This is a genomic window from Rhodanobacter sp. FW106-PBR-R2A-2-24, from assembly GCF_058789615.1.
This window is the reverse complement of the sequence record NZ_JBYTBV010000002.1, coordinates 882,423-909,329: the sequence shown is the minus strand read 5'-3', so window position 1 is coordinate 909,329 and position 26,907 is coordinate 882,423. Positions and strand designations below refer to the sequence as shown.

Below are 26,907 nucleotides of genomic sequence, written 5' to 3'. Positions count from 1 at the left end.
GGGCTCGCCCGATATACTGCCGCGATGATGAATCTCTCCCGAGATGTCGCCGGCCCGTGCCTGGCGCCGGCAGGCAGCGTGGTGGCGGTGGGCGCGTTCGATGGCTTGCATCGGGGCCACCAGGCCTTGCTGGCCGAGGTGTGCGTGCGCGCCGCGGCGCTGGGCGCCGTGCCGACGGTGGTGAGTTTCGAGCCGCTGCCGCGGGCGTATTTCGCCAAGGCACCGCTGCCGCGCATCTCCAGCACACGCGAAAAACTGGCGGGTTTTGCTGCCGCTGGTATCGAGCAGGCCTTGCTGCTGCGCTTCAATGCCGCGCTCACCGCGATGGCGGCCGAGGATTTCGTGCGCCGCGTGCTGGTGGAGCGGCTGGCCGCGCGCGAGGTATGGGTGGGGGCGGATTTTCGCTATGGCCACGGCCGCGCCGGCGACGTGGCGCTGCTGGGGCGGATGGGTGCGGAGTTGGGTTTCGCCGCGCGCACCATGCCGGCGGTGCAACTGGAGGGCGAACGGGTGTCCGCCAGCCGTATCCGCACGCTGCTGGGCGCGGGCGACTTCGCCGCGGCGGCGCCGCTGCTGGGCCGGCCCTTCGTGATCGAGGGCAGGGTGGAATACGGCAACCAGCTCGGCCGCACGCTGGGTTTCCCCACCGCCAACATGCCCCTGCGTCAGCGGGTCAGTCCGGTGCAGGGCATCTTCGCCGTGCGCGTGGGGCTGGGCGAGGGCGAATGCAGCTGGCCCGGCGTGGCCAGCCTGGGCGTGCGGCCCACGGTGAACCAGGTCGGCGCGCCGCTGCTGGAAACCCATCTGTTCGATTTCGAGGGCGACCTCTACGGCCAGCGCATGGCGGTGGAGTTCGTCGCCAAGCTGCGCGACGAGCAGAAATTCAGCGACCTGGATGCGCTGAAAGCGCAGATGGATCATGATGCGCGCTCGGCCCGGGCGATCCTGGGCATGAATCCGATCCTGGCCCGCGCATGACATACCGCGAGAAAAACCAGCTGCTTTCCCGCCGCGAATGCGCTCCCGCGCCTGCGGCCATCGTCATTATTATTTGAAGGCACCGCCCGCAGCGCGTGCGCCTGCCGCCGCGCGCGGTGGGCGGCCACATGACGCCCTGGGCCAGTCGGGCCCGGGGTGAAACCACCGAGGCACCCGATGAGCACGGATTACAAGAGCACGATCAACCTGCCGCAGACGGATTTCCCGATGCGTGGCGACCTGCCCAAGCGCGAGCCGGGCTGGCTGGCCGACTGGGAAAAGGCCGGGCGCTACCAGCAGATCCAGCAGGCCACCGCGCAGCGCGAGCGTGCCTTCGTGCTGCACGACGGCCCGCCCTACGCGAACGGCGCCATCCACATCGGCCATGCCGTCAACAAGATCCTCAAGGACATGGTGGTGCGCTCCAAGCTGCTCGCCGGCCATCGCGCGCCCTACGTGCCGGGCTGGGACTGCCACGGCCTGCCCATCGAGATTGCGGTGGAGAAGAAATTCGGCAAGCCGGGCGAGAAGCTCGACGCGCGCGCCTTCCGCGAAAAATGCCGCGAGTACGCCGACGAGCAGATCGATGCGCAGCGCGCCGGCTTCAAGCGCCTGGGTGTGCTGGGCGACTGGGAGCACCCCTACCGCACCAAGGATTTCAAGTACGAGGCCGACATGCTGCGCGCGTTGGCGAAGATCGTCGCCAACGGCCACGTGGTGCGCGGTGCCAAGCCGGTGTACTGGTGCTTCGACTGCGGCTCGGCGCTGGCCGAGGCCGAGATCGAATACGGCGACAAGAGCTCGCCGGCGGTGGACGTGGCCTACGATGCGGTGGATGCCAAGGCGCTGGCTGCGAGATTCGGCGTGGACGCCGGCGATGCCATCGTGTCCATCCCGATCTGGACCACCACGCCGTGGACGCTGCCGGAAAGCCAGGCGGTGGCGCTGGGCGCCGAACTGGAATACGCGCTGGTGGAAGGGCCAGCACGCAACGGCAAGCGTGTGTTGCTGGTGATCGCCAGTGCGCTGGTCGACAAGGCGCTCGCACGCTATTCCCCTCTCCCTCCGGGAGAGGGTGCCCAAAGGGCAGGAGAGGGGAGAGTGCAGGGGCATGCCGTCGGCAATGCGCTCAACGGCGTGAAGCTCCACCACCCATTCTACGAGCGCATCGTCCCGGTGATCCTCGGCGAGCACGTCAGTGCCGAGGACGGCACCGGCGCGGTGCATACCTCGCCCGACCATGGCGTGGAGGACTTCCTCGTCGCACGCGACAACGGCATCGGCCTTTTGAACTACATCGACGGCCGCGGCACCTACCGCGATGGCACGCCCAAGGTCGGCGAGCTCGACTTGACCGGCATGCACGTGTGGAAGGCCAACGGCGCCGTGGTGGAACTGCTGCGCGCGCGCGGCGTGCTGCTGGCACATGCCGAGATCAGTCATAGCTACCCCTGCTGCTGGCGGCACAAGACGCCGGTGATCTTCCGCGCCACGCCGCAGTGGTTCATCGGCATGGAGCAGGCCGGCCTGCGCGCCACGGCACTCAAATCCATCAAGGATGTGCGCTGGGTGCCGGGCTGGGGCGAGGAACGCATCGCCGGCATGGTCGCCGGGCGGCCGGACTGGTGCATCAGCCGTCAGCGCACCTGGGGCGTGCCGATCGCGCTGTTCGTGCACAAGGCCACGCAGGAGCCGCACCCGGATTCCGTGGCGCTGCTGGAGCAGGTGGCGAAGAAAGTGGAGCAGGGCGGCATCGACGCCTGGTACGACCTCGATGCCACCGAACTGCTGGGCGATACGGCGAAGGATTACGACAAGGTCACCGACGTGCTCGACGTCTGGTTCGACTCCGGTGTCACCCACTTCGCCGTGGTTGGCCAGCGCCCCGAACTGCAGCAGGGCAGTGCGCACGAATACAAGGTGATGTACCTGGAAGGCTCCGACCAGCATCGCGGCTGGTTCCAGTCCTCGCTGCTCACCTCGGCGGCGATCCACGGCCGCGCGCCCTACGACGACGTGCTCACCCACGGCTTCACCGTGGATGCCTCGGGCCGCAAGATGTCCAAGTCGCTGGGCAACGTGGTGGCGCCGCAGAAGGTGATGGGCACGCTGGGCGCCGACGTGCTGCGCCTGTGGGTGGCCTCGGCCGACTATCGCAACGAGATGAGTGTCTCCGACGAGATCCTGAAGCGCGTGTCGGACGGCTACCGTCGCCTGCGCAACACCGCGCGCTTCCTGCTCGGCAATCTCGACGGCTTCGATCCCGCGCAACATCTGGTGAAGGTGGAAGACAGTCTGCCGCTGGACCAGTGGGCCGTGCAGCAGGCGTACGACGTGCAGCAGGCGGTGGTCGCCGCCTACGAGCGCTACGACTTCCCCGAGGTGGTGGCGCGCGTGCAGAATTTCTGCACCAACGAGATGGGTGCGCTCTACCTCGACATCACCAAGGATCGGCTTTACACCATGCCGACCGACAGCCACGGCCGGCGCAGCGCGCAAAGTGCGATGTATCGCATCGCCGAGGCGCTGGTGCGCTGGCTGGCGCCGATCCTCGCCTTCACCGCCGAGGAAATCTGGCGCGAACTGCCCGGCAAGCATGGCGACAGCGTGCTGCTGGAAACCTGGTATGACGGCCTCGCCGCCACGCAAGGCTCGCCCGAGCAGCGCCGCTGGTGGGGCGACCTGCTCGCCATCCGCGAGACCGGCGCCCGCGTGCTGGAAACCATGCGCAAGGGTGGTGCCATTGGCGCGGCGCTGGAGGCCAGGCTCGCCATCCACGCCGACGCCGCCACCGTGGCACGCTATGCCGGCTCGGCCGAGGAGCTGCGCTTCTTCTTCATCACTTCCGAGGCGGCGCTCGGCGGAGCGGATGCGCCACCGGCAGGTGCCGAGGCAGTGGCGCTGGATGGTGCGCAAGCCTGGGTGTCGGCCACGGTCAGCGAGGCCGCCAAGTGCGTGCGCTGCTGGCACCGCCGCGATGACGTGGGCAGCCACGCCGACCACCCGGAACTTTGTGGGCGCTGCGTGGACAACGTCGAAGGCCCGGGCGAGACGCGTCGCTGGTTCTGAGGCTTTGTGGAGCCCCTCTCCCGCCGGGAGAGGGGGTGGGGTGAGGGTTCGGTACTTGCGGTGCGCCGATACGAGCCGAACCCTCACCGCCCTGCCTGGCACCTGCATTCAGCACAGCCCTGTGCTTCACCTTCCGGGCGGCGACGCCGTCAAATTGGCCATCCTGCCGATTTGTCTCCCGAAGGGAGAAGGGAATCCATCTTGAGAGTCATTGCATGACCACCAAACCCAACGCGCTTCCCTGGCTGCTGCTTTCGGCCTTGCTCATCGCCCTCGACCAGCTCAGCAAGTGGTGGGCGGTGGCTGCGCTGCAACCGGCTGGCCTGCCGCATCCGGCCATCCCGGGTTTCCTCAACTGGACGCTGGTCTACAACCCCGGCGCCGCCTTCAGCTTCCTCGGGCACGCCGACGGCTGGCAGCGCTGGCTGTTCGTGGCGCTGGCCGTCGTCATCAGTGTCGTGCTGGTGGTGTGGCTGGCACGCACGCCGCGGCGCGATTGGCGCACCGCCTTGCCGCTCGCGCTCATCGTCGGCGGCGCCATCGGCAACCTGATCGACCGCCTGCATGCGGCGGCGGTCACCGACTTCATCGACGTGTATTTCCGCGACTGGCACTACCCGGTGTTCAACGTGGCCGACTGCGGCGTTACGGTGGGTGCGGTGATGCTGGTGGCATTCGGCATGTTCGGCGGGAAGGATTAGCAGTCCGGTCAGCAGAAATCATCCGGGCTCCCGGAGCGACGTGCGATAATTGCGGCATGCCCATGGACATCCTGCTCGCCAATCCCCGCGGTTTCTGCGCCGGCGTCGACCGTGCCATCGCCATCGTCCAGCGTGCGCTGGAGTCCTACGGCGCGCCGATCTACGTGCGCCACGAGGTGGTGCACAATCGCTACGTGGTGGACAAGCTGCGCCATGACGGCGCGGTGTTCGTGGAGGAACTCGCCGAAGTACCCGACGGCGCCATCGTGATCTTCAGCGCCCACGGCGTCTCCAAGGACGTGCGGGAGGAAGCCGGGCAGCGCGGCCTCAAGGTGTTCGACGCCACCTGTCCGCTGGTCACCAAGGTGCACATGGAAGTCGCGCGACTGGGCCGGCTGGGGCGCAGCGTGGTACTGATCGGCCACGCCCGCCATCCCGAGGTGGAGGGCACGATGGGGCAGTGGAATCCCGCCTTCAGCGGCCAGATCATGCTGGTGGAGTCAGTGGAGGACGTGGGTCGCCTCACGCCAAGGCAGCCCGCGACGCTCTCCTACGTCACCCAGACCACGCTGTCGGTGGACGACACCAAGGCGGTGATCGCCGCGCTGCGCGAGAAATTCCCCGCCATCGACGGCCCGCGCAAGGACGACATCTGCTACGCCACGCAGAATCGTCAGGACGCCGTGCGCCGCCTCGCCGACGCGGTGGACGTGATGCTGGTGGTGGGCTCGGTCAACAGCTCCAACTCCAACCGCCTGCGCGAGCTGGCCGCCAAGCAGGGACGGCCCGCTTACTTGATCGACGGCGCCGAGCATATCGACCGCGCCTGGCTCGAAGGCGTGCAACACATCGGCCTTACCGCCGGCGCCTCCGCCCCCGAGAAGCTGGTACGCGACGTGATCGCCCAGCTGCAGGCCTGGGGTGCCGGTGAAGTGCGCGAACTGGACGGCGAGCGCGAAACCATCACCTTTGCCCTGCCCAAGGAATTGCGCCTGGTCGATGCCGGGCCGGCGCTCTCCTGAAATCGCGATGCCCGGATACACCAAAGGCCCGCATTGCGGGCCTTTGGTGTGTTCGATGGTGCGGAAACAGGCATGGAATAACCCGTGGTAGGCCGCAACGTCATGCCATCTGACGAAGGCGCGATGGCCGTCCTACCCCCAAAGTTACCCCCAAACTGGCGCGACGCCCCACCATCGCCCGCTTGTTCCGCCCTGTTCTCAGGCTCGCCTTTTGGGGTTGCAGAAACCCGGACGCCGCGCGCGTGGTGACTGCGGAAACCTTTGCCTCACGCGCGATGGCGCGGGAAACACTAGATCGCAGCAGTTTACTGGTGTCGCACTTCGCCGCACTTTGCGATGCCGGGTGTTCCTCGCTGATAGCAGCGAAGCGAGTCGCAGCGTTTTCAGGCGTTGTTTACGCGCCGGCTAGCGGCTACTCGGGCCTGTTTCAGCCGTCACGCCGCGCCGGCCATCGCCTGCCGCTTGCGCTGGACGTGGTACGGGGTCAGCAGTGCATGCGCCTTCATGTCCAGGGATGGCCGCGCGTTGCCGTCCTTGTCCGTCCAGACCTTCGGGGTCAGCTCGCCGGCCAGCGTCACCGCCTCGCCCGGCTTGAGCGCCAGCAGCCCGGCCACGGTGACGGCGTCGAAGGCAATCACGGACACCGTGATGCGGTCTTCCGCCCCGGCGGCGACGTGCAGGCGCGCGGTGGCGTAGCGGTTGCCGTTGCTGGCCGTGCCTTCCTTCGGCTCGGCGGCGAGTCTGCCGCTCAGCAGTGCGTCAATCATGGCGGGTTCCTTTTCGTGATGCGTAACGGTTCACGGCAGCGCGGTGCAGCAGTTCATCGGTGAAGCGCTGCACTTCGGCGACGTCGCCGGCCTTCACCGCGTCGCGCAGCTCAAGCAGCAGCGCCGGCAAGGCGGCGTCGCCCGGCGAGCACATGGCGAGGCGCTTGCGGGCCTGCCGCCGTCGCCGGTACGCGCGGGCGCGCTCGGCACTGGTCATGGCGGCTGCGCCTGTCGGTGGCCGGGGCATGGTCAGTGGTCGCCGGTGCGTGGGGCGGGAACATGGCTTCCGCAGCCGTGCCGCTGCATCGGGTAGTGCATGCCGTGGCCGCTGGCGCAGCTCCCCATGCCGCCATCGGGGTTCACGGTGTCGGGTTGCCAGTGCGTGCAGGTAGCGCACGACACGCGAGGCCGGGGCACGTAGCCACCTACTTTGCGGATCGCGCACCACGGGCAGCCCAGCGCACGCGGCCAGCCGTTCACTACGGGCAGCACGGCGGCAATGTCCGGGTGAGCGTAGACCGGGCCGCAGTGCGCGCAGTGGATCGCCGCCGTGTCGCCTGCCGGAACCTTGCCGGCCTGCCGTGTGGCGGTGTCGGCCAGCGCCAGCAGGTAGCTGCGCAGCGTGCCCACGGTCAGCCCCTTGCAGGCGGCCAGTTCGTCCGTGGTCAGCCGTTCCACCATGGCGCGCTCCACGCCCACGCTGTCGGCCAGCGCCAGCAGCACCGATTGCAGCCGGGCGAGGCTGTCGTCCGTGGGCGGGTGCAGTTCGGCCAGTAGGCCAGCCTTGTTGTCGGCGATGCGCTGGCGCAATTCCGGGGTGACGGTGCCGGCGGGCGCCTCGATGTGCAGGCGGTCACCCGTGGCCGAAAGCGTGACGCCAGCGGCCTGCAATTCGCGCAGTAGCGGTGCGGCGCTCATAGGTCGAACGTCTCCCTTGCCGTGTCGTCGCTTGTCTTTTCTGCCGGAACCCCGTTTTTATCCGTGACACCGTGACAAGCCTTGTCCCATGCGGGTTCCGGGGGTTTTGCTATCCGTGACGCAAGCCCGGCTGTCACGGAAGCCGATGCCTCGCAAACCGCGCTGTTATGCGGTTGGCACGGTGTCACGGATACATTGCCCCCTTCGGCGGAAAGGTAACGGGTGAAGGCGTCGGCGAAGTCGGCCAGTGCATACCCTTTGAGCCGGTCGCCATTCGGTAGGCGCGTCGTCTTCGGCTTGATACCGAACTCAGAAAGGCGCTGGGCGAGCTGGCGCGGTCGCAGTGGGCTGCCACGGTTCCACGATGCCCACGGCGCTTCATCGTCTTGAGTCAGGATGCGCAACAGCTCGGCGGTGGCGAGCCGGCTTGTCCCGCGCTCCTTGAATGCGGCCTCCACGTCGCGCAGCAGCTCCACGCCGATGCTGGGCGTGTCTTCCTCCACGCCGTGAAGCGCCAGCGCCGCCGCACGCGCCCGGCGCGGCCACTCCCCGCCTGCATCATCGGCAATGGCTAGCAGCGGCTCCCAGCAGTCTTGCGCGCGGTCGCCAAGCCCTGCCGCCGGCGTTGGGTGTGCCATGCCCACCGCGTGGCGGCGATCCTCAGCCCAGCGCGTCAACTGTGCTCGCAGGTCGGCCCATGGTTGCGGGTCGGATCGCCGGATGCTGGCGGCAGTTTCACCAGCCACCTTGCGCCGCATCCGCAGCGGGATGGCGCGGTCTTCAATGGTGCCGGCTAGCTTGCCGATGCCGCAAAGAATCTTGGGCGCCCAGGTGCTGAATTGCGTGGGCGTGTTGTCGTCGCCGGTGCAGCGGATGACCACAGCAGTCTCGCGGTACAGGCCGGAGTTAATCAGGCCGCGCGCTTCCTCGTTGTCTTTCAGGAAGGCGTCCACCTCGTCAATGCCCAGCGTCGGCGCCCATCGCTCCACGGTGCGGAAGATCGCCGCCGGGGAAATGCTCGCCACCGACAGTGGGCGATAGCAAAGCCGCATCATCGCCGTGAGCAAGACGGTCTTGCCGCAGCGCATTTCCGGCGCGCTGATATGGGCCAGCGGCGACACAGTTAGCGCGTCCATGCAGTACGTGTGCGCGATCCACAAGGCCGCCGCGCAGATCGTCGGCGGGTCGGCGACAACGTGCTGCGCGATGATCCGATACACGTCCGCCAGCAGCGCTGCACCGCTCACGGGTTGTGGCCATGGCTCCATGTCGGGGAACAACTCGACGGCTGGCGCGTCGTCCTTGGAAGCGGTCAGCTTGTCCAGCTCGATCACGCTGGCCTTGCCCTTCGCCGCCGCTCGCACGCGTTGGTAGCGGGCCGGGTCGGTCTGCCGTACTGCGGTCAACGCGTCCAGCACCTCGCGCGCAAAGAGTGCGCCGGGGTCGCTGTCCAGTTGCTGCAAGGCGACGTCGATGCAGTCGGGTGCGTCATCCTTCGGCGCGGTGTCTGCCCCGCTGTCCCCGCGTGTTTCAGTAGGGGCAGGGCCACGATGCCGCGATGGCGCGCGATCCAGCATCGCAAGCTCGCGTTCCGCGCGGTCTTCCAGCGAACGCACGTAGGGTGTCACTGGTTCGGCGGACGGATTCATGCCAACACCTCCCGTGCCCGTTGAATACGCTCCTCGGCCTGCCATAGACGCATGGTGTCGTCGGGTGACAGCGCCTTGCCGTCCAGCAAGTCATGCGCGGCAAGAACGACAATGCGAGCCTCGCGGCCCAGCACGTTCAGTGCCGCCGCCCAGCGGTTGCGCTTGGCCGCCTCGCGTGCGGCGCGGCGCGCTTCGGGCGATGGATCGCGGATGCGCTCGGGGTACAGGTCGGCCATCGCCAAGTCCAGCGCCCCGAGAATCGCCGGGGTGTCGTGGCAGGCGAAGCAGGAAAGCAGCAAGCGCCCGTCGTCCGCTTCGGTGATGGACAGCGAGCCGCGCACCTTGGCGTGGGCCGGGTTCGGGCAGTTCGCCCGCCAGCCGGTGCCAGCGCGGCGCACGTTGTCCAGCCGCGAAAGCAGCATGGTGGCGTTCACGGCTTCACCCCCAGCCAGCGGCGAACGCGCTGCGCACCGTCCAAGGCCAGCAGCGGAACAGCGAGCGCGCACGCGATGGTGTAAATGGCCGCCAACAGCAGCGCATCGGCAATGCGGGCGAATGACGGGCGCGTCATGCGGTCACCTCGACGCGGCGCGCGAACGCGTCAAGGTCGGCGCGGCGGTAGCGCACGGCACGCTTGCCCACCTTCACGAAGGCCGGGCCTTCGCGTTTGGCGCGCCAGTTGGCGAGCGTGCGCGGCGTGACCGCCAGCGCGTTCGATGCTTCCTCAGTGGTCAGCAGGTCGCCGGGTTCGATCTTGCTGGCGGCTTGGGGAGCAAGGTTGGTGGTTGGCATGGTTGCATCCTCAGTGTTGCCCGCAGACGTTGCGGGTTGCTGGGGATGCTGCCAAGCGAGTGCGCCGTTACTTACTTGCGGCGCAGTTTCCGGCATGCCGTGACGCGTTTGCGGAACCGGTCGATGCCGATTTGTTCCGTCAACCATTCGGGCGCGCGCGCCCAAAGGGCGGGAGCCCTCGCGTTCGGCTCGGTTCTCAATTGGCCGTCTATCCATTGCGTGACGTCCGGTCGCCGTTCCTTGCGCGTTCCGGCTTGCCGCTTCTGGTCGCGCGCGCCCGCCTTGCCAAGAATCAACTCGGCCGCTCGCTTGCTGTCGCAATGCATGGCACTGCAAATGTCCTTCAGTTGGCGAATCGCCAGCCGTTCCGAATCGGCCAATCCCGGCACATTGCCGCTTCCACGGCACGGGCCGAACTCACGCCACAACTGCCGCAGCTCATCGACCGGGCGCCTGTCCACAAGGAAGTCGCGCAGGTCATTGACCGTGCGTTGCAGCGCTTCCGGCGTGCCATCGAGAAGCGGCCCCAGCAAATCGTCAAACTCCACCGACGCCCATCGTGTCGCATCGGCAATGCCGGCATCCATCGCCGCCAAGGCTTCCGCGTCCACACTTCGATTGCGAGCTGCGCGCATAACCTCAGCCGGCCTTGCGCTTGAACGGAACCACGACAGCGCCAGCGCGCAGCGCGTCCAAGTAATCGGCCCATGCCTGCATCATCTGGCGGCGCTCGGTCAGGTACTGCGCCCGATTGTAGGCGGCACGCACCTTGTTACGTTCGGCGTGGGCCAGCTGGCGTTCGATGACGTCGGGCGGGTAACCCATTTCATTCAGCCGAGTGGACGCCATCGCCCGGAAGCCGTGGGCGGTCATGGTGGCTTTGTCGAAGTCCATACGGCGCAGTGCGGCATTGATCGCCGCCTCGCTCATGGGCATGCGCGGACTGCGCGCGCCGGGGAAGACGTACTGCCCGCGTCCGGTGAGCGGTTGCAGCTCGCGCAGGATCGCCACGGCTTGGGCGGGCAGGGGCACGATGTGCAGCTCGCGCATCTTCATCTTGTCCGCAGGGATGCGCCATTCGGCGCCGTCCATGTCCAGCTCGGCCCATTCCATCTGGCGCAGTTCGCCGGGACGCACCATCAGCAGGGGCGAGAGCTTCAGTGCTGCGCCCACGATGGCGCCCCCGGTGTAGCCGTCAATGGCGCGCAGCAGCTCGGCCACCTTGGCCGGTTCCGTGATGGCGGCGCGGTGAGTCACCTTTACCGCTTTCAGTGCGCCGCGCAGGTCGGCGGTTGGGTCATGGCTGGCGCGCCCGGTGGCTATCGCGTAGCGGAAGACCTGCCCGCACCGTTGTTTCGTGCGGTGCGCGGTTTCGACAGCGCCGCGCGATTCGATCCGGCGCAGCAGCGCCAGCACTTCCGGGGCGTCAATCTCGGACACGGGGCGGTGCCCGATAAAGGGGTTCAGTAGATCGTCGAACGTCCACCGCGCTTTCTCCATCGTGGCCGGCGCCATGTGCTGCTTGCCCAGCCATTCGGCGGCGATGGCGGCGAAGCTATTCGCAGCAGCGGCGACCTTGGCGCGTTCCTCCGACTTGCGAACCTCGCCGGGGTCGGTGCCGTCCGCCAGCAGGGCGCGGGCTTTCTCGCGCTCGGCGCGGGCGTTCTTCAGACTCACGTCGGGGTAGGTGCCGAAGCTCAGCACGTTCTCTTTGCCGGTTACCGGGCGGCGGTACTTCCAGCGCCACCACTTGCCACCGTTGGGCTGCAACAGCAGGAACAGGCCGCCGCCGTCCGCGAGCTTGTACGGCTTGGCTTGTGGCTTGGCGTTCGCTACGGCAGACGGTGACAGCGCTGGAATCCGTTTCGGCATGACAGTTACCCCCAAGGCTTCGATCTACCCCCAAAGCTACCCCCAAGGTTGGGGTAACTCAAGGGTGGGCCGGGGTATGTCGCGTGACGTCAGGGCAAAGAAAAACCGCGTCAGGGCGCGGTTTGAGGGGTGTTTCGTGATGTTGCGTGACGCTTAAATGGTGCCGGAAACAGGAGTCGAACCTGCGACCTACGCATTACGAATGCGCCGCTCTACCAACTGAGCTATTCCGGCGGAATGGAACGGCGGATTTTACGGGGTGACGGGATGGGGCGCAAGCCGCGCGGCCAGCCCGGAATGCCGGCGGGTGCGTTGCGCCACGGCCTGTTCGACGATGGCGGCGCCGGCGAGCAGGCTGAAATGGCGGCGGGCGCGGGTGATGCCGGTGTAGAGCAGCTCGCGGGTAAGCACGGGGCTGGGCGCGGGCGGCAGCAGCAGGGCGACGCGCTCGAACTCCGAGCCTTGCGATTTGTGCACGGTGAGCGCGAAGGCCGTGGCCGCCTCGGGCAGGCGCGCGGGCGCCACGAAGCGCAGCCGCGTGCCGCCGTCCTGGGCGGCGGCGAGGAAGGCCACCGCGAGGTGCGCGTCGCCGTCTTTGCCGGGCAGGCGCAGGCACAGGCCGAGGTCGCCGTTCATCAGGCCCAGCGCGTAATCGTTGCGGGTGGCGAGCACCGGGCGGCCCTCGTACCAGCCCTGCGTGGCCTCGATCAGGTCGCGCGCCTGCAAGGTGGCGGCGACGCGCTGGTTCATGCCTTCCACGCCGTGTGGGCCACGGTGCAGCGCGCACAGCAACTGGAAACGGTTGAAGGCGGCGAGTGCGCCGGTTGCCCAGTCGGCGTGCGCGGCCTCGCCGGCATCGGCCGCGGGACGATGCTGGTGCAGCCAGTCGAGGCAGGGCCGGTAGCCATCGACGATGAGGGTTTCCAGTGTCGCGGCGCCCGCGTCGGGCAGCCACGCCAGGTCGGTGGCTGGGGCGTGCAGCAGCGTCAGCACGGCAGGCGCATCGCCGGCGTTCACCGCCTGGGCCAGTTGTCCGATGCCGCTGCCGGCGCTGAAGCGATGGCTCACGCGCAGCATGGCAATGCGCTGATCCAGCGGCTGCGCGTCGGCTCGCACGAAGGCCCGGATGTCGTCGCCGCAGGTGGCGGCGATCCAGCGGGCGGTGGCGTCGTCGTAGTGACCACCTTCGGCGCGCGCGCACAGCTCGCCCAGCACGGCGCCGGCTTCCACCGAGGCGAGCTGGTCCTTGTCGCCCAGCAGGATCAGCCGCGCTGTGCCGGGCAGCGCGGCGAGCACGGCGGCCATCATTTCCAGATCCACCATCGAGGCCTCGTCGATCACCAGCACGTCCAGCGGCAGCGGGTTTCGCGCGTCGTGGCGGAAGTGGCGGGTATCGGGGCGCGCGCCCAGCAGGCGATGCAGGGTGGTGACTTCGGCGGGGATGCCGGCGCGCACGGCATCAGTCACGTCGAGCTTGGCGAGCTGGGCGCTGATCGACTCGTTCAGCCGCGCCGCGGCCTTGCCGGTGGGCGCGGCGAGGCGGATGCGCAGCGGCTCATCGTGTTCGCGCAGGTGCAGGGTTTGCAGCAGGCCGAGCAGGCGCACCACGGTGGTGGTCTTGCCGGCGCCGGGGCCACCGGTGATGACGCCGAAGCCGCCGCGCGCAGCCAGCGCGCAGGCGATGCGTGGCCAGTCCGGCGCAATCTGGGTGGGGAACAGGCGCGCGAGTTCGGCGGCCAGGTGGCCGGATGGTGGCTCGTCGCGCGCCACGCGATCCAGGATGCCTTGCGCCACGGCGCGCTCGTGGTTCCAGTGGCGGCGCAGATAGAGCCGCGAGCCGTCGTGTACCAACGGTGCGTTGGCGGGCGCGCCGCTGGCGTCGGCGAGCAGCGGCGAAGTGGGCAGGCCGCTGCGCAAGGTGTCGGCGTGGGCGCGCCAGGCGGGTGGCCATTCCTCCGCATCGGCGAGCGTGTCGAGCTGGTCGAGGTCGAGGCACAGATGGCCGTCGGCCAGCTGCCGGCTGAGCACGGCGGCCAGCCAGGCCAGCGCGGGGGCGATACTGGCGTCGCGCTCGACCAGGAAACGCGCGAAGGCCACATCCAGCGGGCGCAGGCGCTGCTGTTCCAGCGCGCGGTCGAACAGGGCTTCAAGCGACATCGCGGACGCCTCCCGTGGCAAGCAGCGTATCCATGGCATCGATCAGGGCGAACGGCAGGCGCTGCGCATGCACGCCATGGCCGGCGCCGTCCACGCCGCGCAGGTAGAGGTAGAGCACGCCGCCCATGTGGGTGTCGTAGCGGTAGCCGGGCAGGCGGGCCTGGAGCTGGCGGTGCAGGGCCAGGGTGTAGAGGGCGTACTGCAGTTCGTAGCGGCTCTGCAGCACCGAGGCGCGCATGGCTTCCCCGGTGTACGCGGCGGCATCCTTGCCCAGCCAGTTGGATTTGTAGTCGGCCACGTACCAGCGCCCGTCGTGCTCGAACACCAGGTCGATGAAACCCTTGAGCAGGCCGTTGACGAAGCTGGACGCCAGCGCGGGGCGTGGCGCGCCGTCCAGTGTGTGCGCGGTGACGAGGCGATCCAGTGCCTGCGCGTCGACGTGATGTACCTCGAACCAGAACTCGAGTTCGGCGCGATAGCGCAGCGGATCGGTGAGCGCGGTCAGCGGCATGGCGTCGCCGTCGGGCAGGGCCAGCGGCGTGCGCAGCAGGGCGGGCAGCCAGGCGGTGAGCGGTTCGATCCAGCGTTTCCAGCCGCGCGCCTGGCAGCGTCGGGCGATGGTGTCGATGAGCAACGGCGAGGGCGCGGCGGCGTGGGCGAAACCTTCCTCGGCGCAGTGCTCCAACAGCTCATGCAGGAAGGTGCCGGGCGCGGCGCCGCGCTCGAAATCGTGGATGCCGGCCTGGATGCCGGCCTGGATGCCGGCAACGCCGGCATCCATCAACGGTACGGCTTTGGCTGGTGGGGCCGTGTCGCTCGCTGCGGCGATGGCCGAGTCGCTGGCCTGCAGTGTTTCAGTGAGCGTGGCTTGGTGCGAAGTCTCCGGCGCGCCGTGCGATGCGCCGGCCTCGTGCTGCGCCAGCGCGCTGTAGCTGGCGATCCACCACGGCGTGCGCGCGGGCAGGGTGCATGGGCGCGCGGGACGCGGCGCGCTGGCGGCGTCCTCGGGCTGGTAGCGACGGGTGTCGGCAGTGTCGGGCAGTCTGACGAGCCGGATGGCGGGTTGGCCCTGCGCCAGCGTTTGCAGCGTGGTCATCAGCGCGCCGGCTTCAATGACGTTGTCGCCGGCGAGCGCATAACCGAAAGCGGATTTGTGCAGGCCGGAATCCTTCTTCGCACCATCCTTGAGGCAGGCCACGCCCAGCCAGCACAGGTGGCGGGCGCGGGTGAGCGCCACGTAGAGCAGGCGCAGGTCTTCCTGCAGGCGCGCGTCTTCGGCGGCTTGCCAGGCATCGCTGCCGGGGCGCAGGTCGAAGTGCGCCTCGCCGTGCGCGTCGTGCCACAGCAGCGGTTTCTTGTCGCCGGTTTCCTTGAAAGCGCAGACGAAGGGCAGCAGCACCACCGGGTATTCCAGGCCCTTGGATTTGTGGATGGTCACCACCTGGATGAGGGCAGCCTCGCTTTCCAGCCGCACGATCTGTTCCTCGGCGGCCTCGCCACCGGCGGGGTTGGTGATTTGCGCGGCGAGGTGGCGGATCAGCGCGTGCTCGCCGTCCAGCCCGGTGGCGGCCTGCTGCAGCAGCTCGGCCAGTTGCAGCAGGTTGGTGAGCGCACGCTCGCCGTTCGCGCGGGCCAAGAGGCGAGCGGGCACGCCGAATCGATGCAGCAGCTCATGCAGCATTGCCAGCACGCCGTGGCGCTGCCACAACGCGTGCAACTGGCGGAAGTGCTCGCCGCAGGCTTCCCAGTGTGCCTCGTCGGTGTTCAGCCGATCCAGCTCGGCCAGGCTCTGGCCCATCATCGGCGTGGCCAGCGCGGTGCGCATGGCGCGGTCATTGCCGGGGTTGGCGCAGGCGGCGATCCAGCATTGCAACTCGGCGGCCTCGGTACTGGCGTAGACCGACTGCTTGTCCGAGAGGTACACATGGGCGAGGCCGTGCGCGTGCAGTGCGGCGCGCATCGCGGCGGCGTCGCTCTTGTCGCGCACCAGGATGGCGATGTCGCCGGGCTGGAGCGGAGTGAGGTGGCCGTCTTTATCCATGAATCCGCAACGGCTGGCCTGCGCGGCGGTGAGCCAGTCCACCAGTTGCGCGGCGGCGTGGGCGGCCAGGGCGTCGCGGTAGTCGTTGGTGCCGATGGTTGTGACGGACGTCTGGACGGCTATCTGCATGGCTGGAAGGTCGGTGCCGTCGAGCTGCAGACGTTCGTCGCGGCCCTTGGCTTCGACCTTGATGAAGGGGAGTTGCGCGCCGAAGCCGAAGGCGCCCTTGTCGTGCTGGTTCGCGAACTCAAAAACGTGGTTGACGGCCTTGACCAGTGCGTCGGTGGAGCGGTGGTTGGTGCCCAGCGTCCAGTGCGGCTGCGCAGCGTCCTTGCGTGCGTTGAAATAGGTGTGGATGTCGGCGCCGCGGAAGCCGTAGATGGCCTGCTTGGGATCGCCGATCAGCAGCAGCGCCTTGCCACCGACGCCATGGTAGAGGCGGTGGAAGATGCGCCACTGCAGCGCGTCGGTGTCCTGGAATTCGTCCACCAGCGCCACCGGATATTGCGCGGCGATCAGTCGTGCGAGGCTGTCGCCGGTGGCGCCGTGCAGGGCGGCGTCGAGGCGTTTGAGCATGTCGTCGTAGCCGAGCAGGGCTTGCTTGCGGCGGGCTTCGTCCACGCGCCGGGCCACCCAGGGGGCGGCGTGGGCGAGCAGCAGCGGGGGCAGCGACGCGGCCTGTCGGCGCGCGGCCAGCAGGTGATCGATGGCGACAAAGGCCGCATGCGTGGGGGGCTGCTTGCCGGCCACCGTGCGTTCGGCCAGATAGGCCGGCGTGAAGCGTTCCAGCGTGGCGTCGTCGAGCGCCTCGCCCTGCGCCCAGGCGAGCATGCTGGCGAAGTGGCCAGGCAAGCCCCGGGCTTGCAGCCGGCGGCCATCGAACACCTTGGTCTGCGAGGCCTTGAGCAGCAACGCCTCGATGGCGTCGGTGTGCTGGAGCCAGCGGCTGCGCGCTTGCGTCTCGGCGGCATGCAGCGCCTTCGCCTGCGCCTCCAGCAGGTCGCCGGGTGCGCGCAGGGTGGGCAGCGGCTGGCCGTCCAGTTGCAGGCGTTCGACGTGGGGCAGCAGCGGTTTCAGCGCGGCCTGCAGTGCGGCGGGCGTGTCCCATGACTGCGCATACAGCGCGGCGGCTTCGCGGCCCAACGTGAACACCTGGCCGCGCCAGTAGTCGCGCACGGCCTCGGCCAGCAGCTCGGCCTCGTCGGCTACCGCATCCGCGCTGGCCGCTTCGCCGCTGGCGAAGGCGTGCTGGGTGAGCATGCGCTGGCACCAGCCGTGGATGGTGAATACGGCGGCCTCGTCCATCCATTGCGCGGCCAGTTCCAGCTGGCGCGCGGCGCGGGAGCGCTGTCCGGCATCGGGGTATTCGGCGATCAGGGCGCGCAGGAAATCATCGGGCGCGCGCTGGTCGCGAAAGGCCGCGGCGGCTTCGGACAGCCGCGTGCGGATGCGCTCGCGCAGCTCGGCGGTGGCGGCCTTGGTGAAGGTCATCACCAATATTTGCGCGGGCAGCAGCGGCGCTCCGCCGCCGTGGCCCAGCACCAGGCGCAGGTACAGCGCGGCGATGGTCCAGGTCTTGCCGGTGCCGGCGCTGGCTTCGATGAGTTGCGTTCCGGCCAGCGGCAGGCGCAGCGGGTTCAGGGCTTGCGCGGCGCTCATGCGTTTTCGTCCATGACGCACGCGGCGTCCAGCAGGGGGCGGTACAGATGCAGCCAATGCTCGAAGCCGGCGCCATGCAAGGCGGCGAAGTTGGGCCAGCGGCGGGCGAGCGCGGGCTCCTCGTCCACCTCGCCGTGGCCGTGTTCGCCTTCGGCGTGGTCGTAGCGCTTGCGCGCGCTGGCGTAGGGGTTCTTCTGTTTTTCGGGCGCGAGTTGCTGGTTTGCCGCTTCGCTCAGCAGCCAGGCGAAGGCGCTCTGGCGCGCGATCGGCAGCGGTGCACGCATGCCGTCGGCGAAGGCGGCGAGCAGTTCGTCGAGATGGTGTTTCGCCGCGCCGGCATCGAGCGGGCGCAGCTGCACCAGCGCGTCCGGCGCCACGATGCAGGTGGTGGCGGCCAGCGCGTTGGCGTTGACCAGGAGATGCGCGACCCAGTAGGCAAGCAGTTTGTCGTGGCGGAGTTTCTGCTCGCTCTTGAGCGTGCTGGCGGTGGCCATCAGGCGGATGCGCTGGCCGTCGTCGTCCGCGCGCAAGTCGTCCAGCGTGTCTTCCACGGCGAGGCCATGCGCGGCGGCGTGCAGCGTGTGGTTTTCGCCGGTGCGCGGGTAGTGCGCGTCCAGCGCCTGCCAGCGCGTGGCGACGCGCGTGGCGGCGGCTTCCATCGGCGTCAGCGTCAGTGTGCCGAAGCTGTCCGGCGGCAGCACGCCTTGTTCGTGCAGGCGCTGCGTGGCCGGCGCCAGTGCATCGAGGCCGGTGTGGATGGCGGCGCGCAGCAGGGCGTCGGTGATCTGGTGGTTTTCGAGAGGGTCGAGGGCGAAGGGCTCGTGGTCCGTGTCGGCCTCGTCGTCGCTGGCGAAGTGCACGGCGAGGCGCTCGGCATAGAAGGCCTTGGCGGGCGACCTGAGGAAGCGTTGCAGCAGGGCGAGGCCCAGCGGCGTTTCGCGCTGCCAGGGCGGCAGCGGGTTGTCGTCGCTGGCCGGCGCGGCCTGGCGCGCGCGCTGCCACTCGGCGGCATAGGTGAACAGGCGTGCGTCGCTGGCGGCGTCGAAATAGCGCGGACTGAAGGCTTGCAGCGGGTACTCGGTGGTGAGCGATAAAAGGGGGTCAGAATCACTTTTCGTGGCGGCAGGGGCTGGCGGGTCGTCGTCGGAAAAGTGACTCTGATCCCCTTTGACCCAGCCCGCGGCGAGGTAGTCGCGCAACTGCCCCACCAGCACCGAGGGCGGCAGTTCGCTGTTGTCGCGTGCGCTGCGCCCCACCCAGCTCACGTACAGCGTGTCGCGCGCGGCGAGCAGGGCTTCCAGAAACAGATAACGGTCGTCCTCGCGGCGCGAGCGGTCGCCGGGGCGCTGCTGGCCGGGCGTGGCCATCAGGTCGAAATCCGGCGCGCTGCTGCGGCGCGGGTAGGCGCCGTCGTTCATGCCCAAGAGGCACACCACGCGGAAGGGGATGGCGCGCATCGGCATCAGGGTGGCGAAGCTCACCGCGCCGCCGAGGAAGCGCTGCGAGAGGCGGCTTTCATCCACGGCAGCCAGCCAGTGTTCGCGCACCACGGCCAGCGGCACGGCGTCGGCAAAGCCGGCTTCCGCGCAGGCGTGCTCCCAGCTTTCCAGTGCCGCCGTCAGGCCTTGCAGCAGCAGGGCGTCGCCATCGTCGTGGCCGGCATCGAAGAACGCCGCGAGCAGGCCGCGCAGGCGTTCGTTCCAGGCGGCGGGCGTGGCCGGCGTGGCGAGCTGCTGGCCGTAGTGGTCGAGCCGATCCAGCAGCAGCGCGAGCGGGCCGACCAGGGCGGCATCGAGGCCGCCCACCTCGTCGTAGGGCGCGATGCCGTCCAGTGACTCGCCGTCGCCCACCGCGTAACCCAGCAGCATGCGGCGCAGGCCGAAGCGCCAGCTGTTCTGCTCCTCCGGCGGCAGGCCGAGGCTGGCTTTCTGTGCGCCATCCAGGCCCCAGCGGATGCCGGCGCCTTCGATCCAGCGGCGCAGGGTCGGCAGGCCGGTGTCGTCGAGTTGGAAGCGGCGACGCAGCGCGGGCGTGTCCAGCAGGTCGAGGATGTCGCCGGCGGCGTAGCGCGATTCGGGCAGGCGCAGCAGCTGTTCCAGCGCCACCAGCAGCGGCGTGGCGCCGCGCGTGGGGCGGTCGGCGATGCTGCACGGAAGAAAGCGCGGATCGTCGTGCGGGATGCGCCCGAACACGGCCTGGATGTGCGGCGCGTAGGTCTGGATGTCGGGCACCATCACCATCACGTCGCGCGGCGCCAGCGGCCGGCCTTCGCGCTGCGCCTGCTCGAACAGCGCGAGCAGGTTGTCATGCAGGATCTCCACCTCGCGCTGCGCGTTGTGCGCCACGTGGAAGCGCAGCGAGTCGTCGCCGGCGATCAGCGACCTGCGCTGCGCGGGGTCGGCGGGCAGCGGTTCCAGGTCGAGGATGGCCTGCTGCACCTGATGCAACAGGGAACCGTGGCCGGGATCGGCGAACAGGTCGATGTCGCGGCCCAGCGCGGCGAAGCGCGCCCGGTAGGTGTCGGGCGCATCGAAGCTGTCGAGTAGGCGGATGTAGTCGCGGCCCTGCTTGCCCCAGGCGGCGAGCAGCGGGTTGGCGTGCTGGTGCAGCTCTTCGAAGTGCGGCTCGGGCGGCAGGCCGGGCTTGCCGGCGTGGCGGCGCTGCGCGGCCTTGAGCAGTTCGCGATCCTCGATGATGTCGGCCCAGTAGTGGCGGCAGGGGTTGGCCACCAGCAGGAACACCTGGCACACGCGGGCGAGCGCGGTCAGCGCCTCCAGCGTCTGCTGCGGCAGCGAGGAAATGCCGAACACGCTGATGCGCCGGGGCAGGCCGGCGGGGCGCTCCGTCAGCGTGGCGGCGCGTTCGAGAAAGGCGCGATGCACGGCGGCGCGATGGCTGGCGCGCTGCGCCTCGCCCACGTCGACCAGCAGGGCGCGCCACAGGCGGGGTTGCCAGCGCTGCTCGTCGGGCAGTTGCGCCTGGCCACCGCGCAGCTCGTCGCGCAGCACGTCGTGGCCGTGTTCCCAGTCCTCCAGCCAGTCGGCGCGGTAGACCTGGTACTGGTCGAACAGGTCGGCGACCTGGTTGGCGAGCTGGAACAATTTGACCGGGTCGGCGCGATCCTGGCCGAGGAAGTGCCGCAGCGGCGCGAAATCCGCCTCGTCCAGCAGGGTGGGCAGCAGGCGCATCAGTCGCCAGCCAAGGCGCGATTTGTCGAACGGCGAATCCGCCGGTACCGCCGCGCGCCCCAGCACGGCGCGATACGCCAGCCACAGGAAGCGGCCGGGCAGTTGCACATCCACCGCCGCGCTGATGCCCATGCCGCCGGCGTCGCGCGGACGCGCCAGCGCCAGCTTCAGCCACTGCGCGATGCCGTTGCTCTGCACCAGCAGCAGCTCGTCCTCCAGCGGCGCCAGCGGCGTGCGCGCCAGCCATTCGATCAGCAGGTCACGCAGGTCTTCCAGCTGGTTGCCGTGCGCGACCATCAGGCCGGATTGGATGGTGTGGTTCATCCTCCGATTCTGCCGCCCTTTGGTCTCGCCGTCTGCGATAACCGGAGGGTGGACGTGAAAAAGCGGCGATCCGGATTGCCCGTGCCGCCGCTTTTTCGAGCAGTGCGGCCACGGATGGCCGCCCATGTGATCTTCGCGATCAGGGATGTGCGCAGAAGTGCACTATCAGCCGGTCACCCACACGCCCACATGGAAGTGCCAGCCGTCGTTGCGCTGTTCCCAGTGCGGATGCACGTAGTGGTAGCCGGGGCGCGCCTCGCGCCAGTGGCCGGGCACGGCCACGTAGCGGCCGTGTTCCCAGCGCCAGTAGCCGTGCACCCAGATATAGCCGGGGCGCGGCGGCGGCATGTCTTCCACGATGCGCGGCGGCGGTGGCTGCGGGGCGATCACTTCGATCACGGTGGGCGGCGGAGGCGCCTGGCGCTCCACGATCACCTCGCGCTGCACCGGGTGTGGGCGATAGGCCGGGCGTTCTTCGACGCAGCCCGCAGCCAGCGCAGTGGCTGCGGAGACGAGCAACAGAGCCGCAAGACGTGATGACATGGATTCCCCTCGGTTGACATGGTGGAGCGTGGTGGGATGGCGTTGTCACGCCGTGGCGACGACGCCGGTGTGATGGGGTGCGTTGGCCGCGAAACGGCTCATCCGCAGGTTGTTGCGCGCTCAGCGCGTCCAGTAGCCGGCGCTGAAATGCCAGTGGCCATGCGGCCCCTGCCACCAGCGCGCCGGCACGTAGCGTTGGCCCGGGCGCACGCGCAGCCAGCGGCCGTTGCCCCAGACGTGGCGATGCAGACGTTGGCTCCAGATCCAGTAGCCCGGCGCCCAGACATAGCCGGCGCGCGGTGGCGGCCGGCGTTCGAAGCGCGCCGGAGGCGGTGGTGTGAGCATGCCGCCGCCGGCCGTCACGACAGCTGGCGGCGCGGCCGGTGCCGTCGATGCGATGGCCGTGGTCGTGCCGGCGATGGCGAGTGCGACGGCGAGCAGGCGCATGCGGGAGGTCGACATCGTGGGGCTCTCCGTGGAGACCGTCGTGGGTGGCTGGCAGGACGGAAAACGTCGGTGCATGAGCGCTGTTGACCTGGCCGCCCGCTGCATTCAGCCGCTGGTGGGTTGCCATGTGGCGCGCGGTTCAGGTCGCCGTGCCGGGACGCGGTGGGGCCGCGGCCTTTCGAGCATGCCTCCGATGCCGCATTGCGTCAGCGATGCCGCACCGCGATGCCCTAAAATCGGCCGGTTCAAGCACACGATGCCGGAGTTGCCATGAGTTCCCCCGCCAAGCACGTCCCCGCTGGTGCGCCGCAAGCCGAGTCCACCCCGCTGCGCTTCGTCACCGCCGCCAGCCTGTTCGACGGCCACGACGCGGCCATCAACATCATGCGGCGGATCATCCAGAGCCAGGGCGCGGAGGTGATCCACCTGGGTCACAACCGCTCGGTGGAGGATGTGGTGCGCGCCGCGCTGCAGGAGGATGCCGACGCCATCGCGCTGTCGTCCTACCAGGGCGGCCACGTCGAGTACTTCAAGTACATGGTCGACATGCTGCGCGAGCGCGGCGCCGGCCACATCCGCGTGTTCGGCGGTGGCGGTGGCACCATCACGCCGGAGGAGATCCGCGAGCTGGAAGCCTACGGCGTGGAGCGCATCTACCATCCGAACGACGGCATGAAGCTGGGCCTGGTCGAGATGATCGAGGATGTGATGCAGCGCGCGGCGAAGAGCCGGGGTGCGGGACGCGGGACGCGGGACGCGGCCGGGTTGGTCGGTCGCGTCGACATCGATGACGAGATCAGCGTTGGCCGCATGCTCAGCGCCATCGAGGAGGGACGTTTCCCCGAAGCCGAATTGGCCCTGCTGCGCAAGCAGTGGCACGCCGGCCCGGCCGAGCCCCGCTCCAACACGCCCGTGCTCGGCCTCACCGGCACCGGTGGCGCGGGCAAGTCGTCGGTGGTGGACGAGCTCCTGCTGCGCTTCCTGCATGCCTTCCCCGCGATGCGCATTGCCGTGCTCGCGGTCGATCCCACCCGGCGCCGCTCGGGCGGTGCGCTGCTGGGCGACCGCATCCGCATGAATGCGCTGCGCAGCTACCGTGTCTACATGCGTTCGATGGCCACGCGGCGCCAGCACGCGGCCACCAACGTGATGCTGCACGATTGCATCGACTTCCTGAAGAGCCAGCCCTACGACCTGGTGATCGTGGAAACCGCCGGCATCGGCCAGAGCGATTCGGAGATCGTCGACCTGGTGGATTTCCCGGTCTACGTGATGACCAGCGACTACGGCGCGGCATCGCAACTCGAAAAGATCGACATGATCGACTTCGCGGAACTCGTCGTGCTCAACAAGTTCGACCGCCGCGGTGCCGAGGACGCGCTGCGCGACGTGCGCAAGCAGTGGAAGCGCAACCACACCGCATTCGCCGTCAAGGACGAGGACGTGCCGGTGTATCCCACCATCGCCAGCCAGTTCAACGACCCCGGCATCACCTGGATGTTCGCCAACCTGTGCCGTTTGATGAAGGCAAAGCTGCACCTGGGCAATGTAGGAGCGCACTCCGTGCGCGATCACGGCGCGACAGACTCTTCGGGCAAAGCCATCGCCCACAAGGTGGGCTCCTGCAAGGGCAGCTGCGATTGGCAGCCCCGGCTCGACACCACGCTGAAGGAGCCGCGCGCCACCGTGCTGATCCCCGGCGCGCGCGTGCGCTACCTGGCCGAGATCGCCGAGCAGGGCCGCGGCATCAATGCCTCCGTCGTCCACCAGGCCGAGGCGGCCAGCAAGGCGCAGCACTACTACGAGTCGCTGAAGGAGCTGGGCGACGACAAGCTGCCGAAGCCACTGGAACTGTACCACAGCGAGGATTTGCATCCCGCTTTGCATCCCTCTCCCACCGGGAGAGGGACCGAGGGTGAGGGTTCGGCCCTTGCCTCAAGCTCCACGCAAGCCTCGCACCCTCACCCCCAGCCCCTCTCCCGAGGGGAGAGGGGAGAGGGCGTCGACCGCACCCTGCTCCTCCTCCGCCAACGCTACAACGCCGCGTTGAAGGAACTCAGCCACGAGTCTATCCACCTGCTGCGCGACTGGCCGGCGCTGCGCGAGTCGGTGACCAAGGAGGTCAACGAATACAAGGTGCGCGACAAGGTGATCCGCGTGGAGAACTACCGCGAATCGCTCAGCCACCAGAAGATTCCCAAGGTGGCGCCGCCCAAGACTGAAAGCTGGGGCGACCAGTTGCTGTTCCTCGGCAAGGAAAACCTGCCCGGCCACTATCCGTACACCGGCGGCGTGTACCCGTACCGCCGCAGCGGCGAAGACCCCACCCGCATGTTCGCGGGCGAGGGCACGCCCGAGCGCACCAACCGCCGCTTCCATTACCTCAGCCAGGGCGGCGCCGCCACGCGCCTGTCCACCGCGTTCGACTCGGTCACGCTGTACGGCGAAGACCCGGCGCCGCGCCCCGACATCTACGGCAAGATCGGCAACTCCGGCGTCAACATCGCCACGCTGGACGACATGAAGAAGCTGTACTCCGGCTTCGACCTGAGCGCGCCCACCAGCTCGGTGTCGATGACCATCAACGGCCCGGCGCCGATGATCCTGGCGATGTTCATGAACACCGCGATCGACCAGAACGTGGAGAAGTACCTGCGCGCCGATGAGGCTCGCTGGGCGCAGGCGCAGAAAACCATCGCCGCGATGTACCCCAACGGCCGCCCGCAGTACCACGGTGATTTGCCCACCGGCAACGACGGCCTGGGGCTAGGCCTGCTCGGTATCACCGGCGACCAACTGGTGGATGCCGAGACTTACGCGCGCATCAAGGCCGAGACGCTATCCAGCGTGCGCGGCACCGTGCAGGCCGACATCCTGAAGGAAGACCAGGCGCAGAACACCTGCATCTTCTCCACCGAATTCGCGCTGCGCATGATGGGCGACATCCAGCAGTACTTCGTCGACCACAAGGTGCGCAACTTCTACTCGGTCAGCATCAGCGGTTATCACATCGCCGAAGCCGGCGCCAACCCGATCAGCCAGCTCGCCTTCACCTTGAGCAACGGCTTCACCATCGTCGAGTACTACCTCGCCCGCGGCATGAAGGTGGACGACTTCGCGCCCAACCTCAGCTTCTTCTTCTCCAACGGCATGGACCCGGAATACACCGTGATCGGCCGCGTCGCCCGCCGCATCTGGGCCCGCGCCATGCGCGAGCGCTACGGTGCCAGCGCGCGCAGCCAGATGATGAAGTACCACATCCAGACGAGCGGTCGCTCGCTGCACGCGCAGGAAATCCAGTTCAACGACATCCGCACCACGCTGCAGGCGCTGTACGCGCTGTTCGACAACTGCAACTCCCTGCACACCAACGCCTACGACGAAGCGATCACCACTCCCACCGAAGAAAGCGTGCGCCGCGCCGTGGCGATCCAGATGATCATCAACAAGGAACTGGGCCTCAACTTCAACGAGAACCCCTGGCAGGGCAGCTACGTGGTCGAAGAGCTCACCGACCTGGTCGAGGAAGCGGTGTACAAGGAGTTCGAGGCGATCAGCGAGCGCGGCGGCGTGCTCGGCGCGATGGACACGATGTACCAGCGCGGCAAGATCCAGGAAGAGTCGATGTATTACGAGCACAAGAAGCATGATGGCTCGTTGCCGCTGATCGGCGTCAACACCTTCCTGCCCAAGGACAAGGGCGGCGAGATCGCTACCGAGATCGAGTTGATCCGCTCGACGGAGGAGGAGAAGGGGGCGCAGATTGCCAACGTCCGGGCGTTCCAGCAAGCGCGCAATGCGTTGGCGCCGGCGGGCGAGACGTCACACACGCACGGCGCCGATTCCACCGATGAAGAGGCATCCGTTCGCCCTGAGCTTAGCTCGCCGCAGGCGAGCGGAGTCGAAGGGCAGGGCCACGGCCTGGCTTACCTGCAGAACACCGCGCGCGACCGCAAGAACGTCTTCGCCGCGCTGATGGAGGCGGTGAAGACCCACTCGCTGGGGCAGATCAGCCACGCACTCTACGACGTGGGTGGCGAGTACCGGCGCAACATGTAAACCCGCTGGCGCATGGAGGGAATGCACTAAGGCCCGCCACTCGGTGGGCCTTAGTCATGACGGCTTGCGTCATATGACGGTAGGCGTTATGGTGACTGCGTGATCCGAAACTTCGCCGACAAGGAAGCGGAAAAGATCTGGGGTGCAGTGCCTTCCCGGCGGCTGCCTGCCGACATCCAGCCTGTGGCCCGCCGTAAGCTGCGCATGCTCAACAATGCTGCCACGCTGGAAGATCTCCGCATCCCGCCGGCCAACCGCCTGGAGGCGCTCAAGGGCGCTCAAGGGCGCTCAAGGGCGACCGAAGGGGCCAGCACAGCATCCGCTCAACGGCCAGTGGCGCATCTGCTTCCGCTGGCTCGACGGCGATGCACATGATGTGGAGATCGTCGATTACCACTGACGCAAGCGAACCGACCATGAAGACCCTGCCCAACATCCATCCCGGTGAAGTGCTGCTCGAGGAGTTCCTCACTCCCATGGGCATCAGCCAGAACGCGCTGGCGCGCGCCGCCGGCGTGCCGCCGCGCCGCATCAACGAGATCGTGCTCGGCAAGCGCGGCGTCACGGCGGATACGGCTGTGCGCCTGGCCGCTGCGCTGGGTACCAGCGAACGGTTCTGGCTCGGCCTGCAGGCGGACTATGATCTGGAAGAGGCGCATCGGGCGCTGGGGAAGACTGTTGGGAAGATTGAGCGGTTGGCTGCGTAGTGGGGCTGGCCTGG

Annotated in this window: 20 protein-coding genes, 1 tRNA gene and 1 pseudogene; 7 read left to right on the top strand and 15 right to left on the bottom strand. The window is 68.5% G+C overall.

Annotated elements, in window-relative coordinates; all coding sequences use genetic code 11:
* Positions 1 to 24: 24 nt before the first annotated feature.
* The 4 genes from AC3WQA_RS05415 to ispH all read left to right on the top strand — a co-directional run bounded on the left by AC3WQA_RS05415 (position 25) and on the right by ispH (position 5,770).
* Positions 25 to 978 (top strand): bifunctional riboflavin kinase/FAD synthetase, encoded by a 954-nt coding sequence (locus AC3WQA_RS05415; RefSeq protein WP_492674056.1) that lies wholly within the window; start codon positions 25 to 27, stop codon positions 976 to 978.
* A 177-nt stretch (positions 979 to 1,155) separates the two neighbouring features.
* Positions 1,156 to 4,047, top strand: a complete 2,892-nt coding sequence (ileS, locus tag AC3WQA_RS05410) for an isoleucine--tRNA ligase (RefSeq protein ID WP_492674055.1) — start codon at positions 1,156 to 1,158, stop codon at positions 4,045 to 4,047.
* A gap of 215 nt (positions 4,048 to 4,262) precedes the next feature.
* Positions 4,263 to 4,748, top strand: a complete 486-nt coding sequence (gene lspA / locus AC3WQA_RS05405; protein ID WP_492674054.1) for a signal peptidase II — start codon at positions 4,263 to 4,265, stop codon at positions 4,746 to 4,748.
* Positions 4,749 to 4,810: 62 nt separating this feature from the next.
* Positions 4,811 to 5,770 (top strand): 4-hydroxy-3-methylbut-2-enyl diphosphate reductase, encoded by a 960-nt coding sequence (gene ispH / locus AC3WQA_RS05400; RefSeq protein WP_492676323.1) that lies wholly within the window; start codon positions 4,811 to 4,813, stop codon positions 5,768 to 5,770.
* Between the two features lie 434 nt (positions 5,771 to 6,204).
* Here the strand turns inward: ispH and AC3WQA_RS05395 are convergent, their stop codons facing one another.
* The 15 genes from AC3WQA_RS05395 to AC3WQA_RS05325 form a co-directional block, all read right to left on the bottom strand.
* A complete protein-coding gene (locus AC3WQA_RS05395) occupies positions 6,205 to 6,537 on the bottom strand; it encodes a single-stranded DNA-binding protein (protein ID WP_492674053.1) in 333 nt (110 codons plus the stop codon).
* On the bottom strand, positions 6,530 to 6,754 hold the full coding sequence (locus AC3WQA_RS05390; RefSeq protein ID WP_492674052.1) for a hypothetical protein: 225 nt from the start codon (positions 6,752 to 6,754) through the stop codon (positions 6,530 to 6,532). The genes AC3WQA_RS05395 and AC3WQA_RS05390 overlap by 8 nt, the downstream gene beginning before the upstream one ends.
* Positions 6,755 to 6,786: 32 nt before the next feature.
* Entirely contained in the window at positions 6,787 to 7,455 is a 669-nt protein-coding gene (locus AC3WQA_RS05385) for a TubC N-terminal docking domain-related protein (RefSeq protein ID WP_492674051.1), read from the bottom strand.
* Complete coding sequence (locus AC3WQA_RS05380) at positions 7,452 to 9,104, bottom strand: DUF3631 domain-containing protein (RefSeq protein WP_492674050.1); 1,653 nt, start codon at positions 9,102 to 9,104, stop codon at positions 7,452 to 7,454. The genes AC3WQA_RS05385 and AC3WQA_RS05380 overlap by 4 nt, the downstream gene beginning before the upstream one ends.
* Complete coding sequence (locus AC3WQA_RS05375; RefSeq protein ID WP_492674049.1) at positions 9,101 to 9,538, bottom strand: hypothetical protein; 438 nt, start codon at positions 9,536 to 9,538, stop codon at positions 9,101 to 9,103. Before AC3WQA_RS05375 ends, AC3WQA_RS05380 begins: the two co-directional genes overlap by 4 nt.
* Positions 9,535 to 9,675, bottom strand: coding sequence for a hypothetical protein (locus tag AC3WQA_RS05370; protein ID WP_492674048.1), 141 nt, complete (start codon positions 9,673 to 9,675; stop codon positions 9,535 to 9,537). Before AC3WQA_RS05370 ends, AC3WQA_RS05375 begins: the two co-directional genes overlap by 4 nt.
* On the bottom strand, positions 9,672 to 9,896 hold the full coding sequence (locus tag AC3WQA_RS05365) for a helix-turn-helix transcriptional regulator (RefSeq protein ID WP_492674047.1): 225 nt from the start codon (positions 9,894 to 9,896) through the stop codon (positions 9,672 to 9,674). The genes AC3WQA_RS05370 and AC3WQA_RS05365 overlap by 4 nt, the downstream gene beginning before the upstream one ends.
* Positions 9,897 to 9,967: 71 nt before the next feature.
* Complete coding sequence (locus AC3WQA_RS05360; protein ID WP_492674046.1) at positions 9,968 to 10,507, bottom strand: hypothetical protein; 540 nt, start codon at positions 10,505 to 10,507, stop codon at positions 9,968 to 9,970.
* A 28-nt stretch (positions 10,508 to 10,535) separates the two neighbouring features.
* Positions 10,536 to 11,768, bottom strand: coding sequence for a tyrosine-type recombinase/integrase (locus AC3WQA_RS05355; protein WP_492674045.1), 1,233 nt, complete (start codon positions 11,766 to 11,768; stop codon positions 10,536 to 10,538).
* A 158-nt stretch (positions 11,769 to 11,926) separates the two neighbouring features.
* A tRNA-Thr gene (locus AC3WQA_RS05350) sits at positions 11,927 to 12,002 on the bottom strand.
* A gap of 18 nt (positions 12,003 to 12,020) precedes the next feature.
* Complete coding sequence (gene recD, locus AC3WQA_RS05345; RefSeq protein ID WP_492674044.1) at positions 12,021 to 13,925, bottom strand: exodeoxyribonuclease V subunit alpha; 1,905 nt, start codon at positions 13,923 to 13,925, stop codon at positions 12,021 to 12,023.
* Positions 13,915 to 17,625: an exodeoxyribonuclease V subunit beta gene (recB, locus tag AC3WQA_RS05340; RefSeq protein ID WP_492674043.1), complete on the bottom strand. Its 3,711-nt coding sequence runs from the start codon at positions 17,623 to 17,625 to the stop codon at positions 13,915 to 13,917. The genes recD and recB overlap by 11 nt, the downstream gene beginning before the upstream one ends.
* Complete coding sequence (gene recC / locus AC3WQA_RS05335) at positions 17,622 to 21,137, bottom strand: exodeoxyribonuclease V subunit gamma (protein WP_492674042.1); 3,516 nt, start codon at positions 21,135 to 21,137, stop codon at positions 17,622 to 17,624. The genes recB and recC overlap by 4 nt, the downstream gene beginning before the upstream one ends.
* Positions 21,138 to 21,302: 165 nt before the next feature.
* A complete protein-coding gene (locus AC3WQA_RS05330; RefSeq protein ID WP_492674041.1) occupies positions 21,303 to 21,680 on the bottom strand; it encodes a YXWGXW repeat-containing protein in 378 nt (125 codons plus the stop codon).
* Positions 21,681 to 21,800: 120 nt separating this feature from the next.
* The gene (locus tag AC3WQA_RS05325) at positions 21,801 to 22,142 is read right to left on the bottom strand and encodes a YXWGXW repeat-containing protein (protein ID WP_492674040.1); all 342 of its coding nucleotides are present in this window, start codon (positions 22,140 to 22,142) and stop codon (positions 21,801 to 21,803) included.
* A 255-nt stretch (positions 22,143 to 22,397) separates the two neighbouring features.
* On the opposite strand from AC3WQA_RS05325, the gene AC3WQA_RS05320 reads away from it, so the two are divergent.
* The 3 genes and pseudogenes from AC3WQA_RS05320 (at position 22,398) to AC3WQA_RS05310 (ending at position 26,893) form a co-directional block, all read left to right on the top strand.
* A complete protein-coding gene (locus AC3WQA_RS05320; protein ID WP_492674039.1) occupies positions 22,398 to 26,186 on the top strand; it encodes a methylmalonyl-CoA mutase family protein in 3,789 nt (1,262 codons plus the stop codon).
* A 99-nt stretch (positions 26,187 to 26,285) separates the two neighbouring features.
* Positions 26,286 to 26,586: pseudogene (locus tag AC3WQA_RS05315) on the top strand (type II toxin-antitoxin system RelE/ParE family toxin).
* Positions 26,587 to 26,602: 16 nt separating this feature from the next.
* Positions 26,603 to 26,893 carry a HigA family addiction module antitoxin gene (locus AC3WQA_RS05310; RefSeq protein ID WP_492674038.1) on the top strand — a complete coding sequence of 97 codons (291 nt, stop codon included), beginning with the start codon at positions 26,603 to 26,605 and terminating at the stop codon, positions 26,891 to 26,893.
* The last annotated feature ends 14 nt before the right edge of the window (positions 26,894 to 26,907 follow it).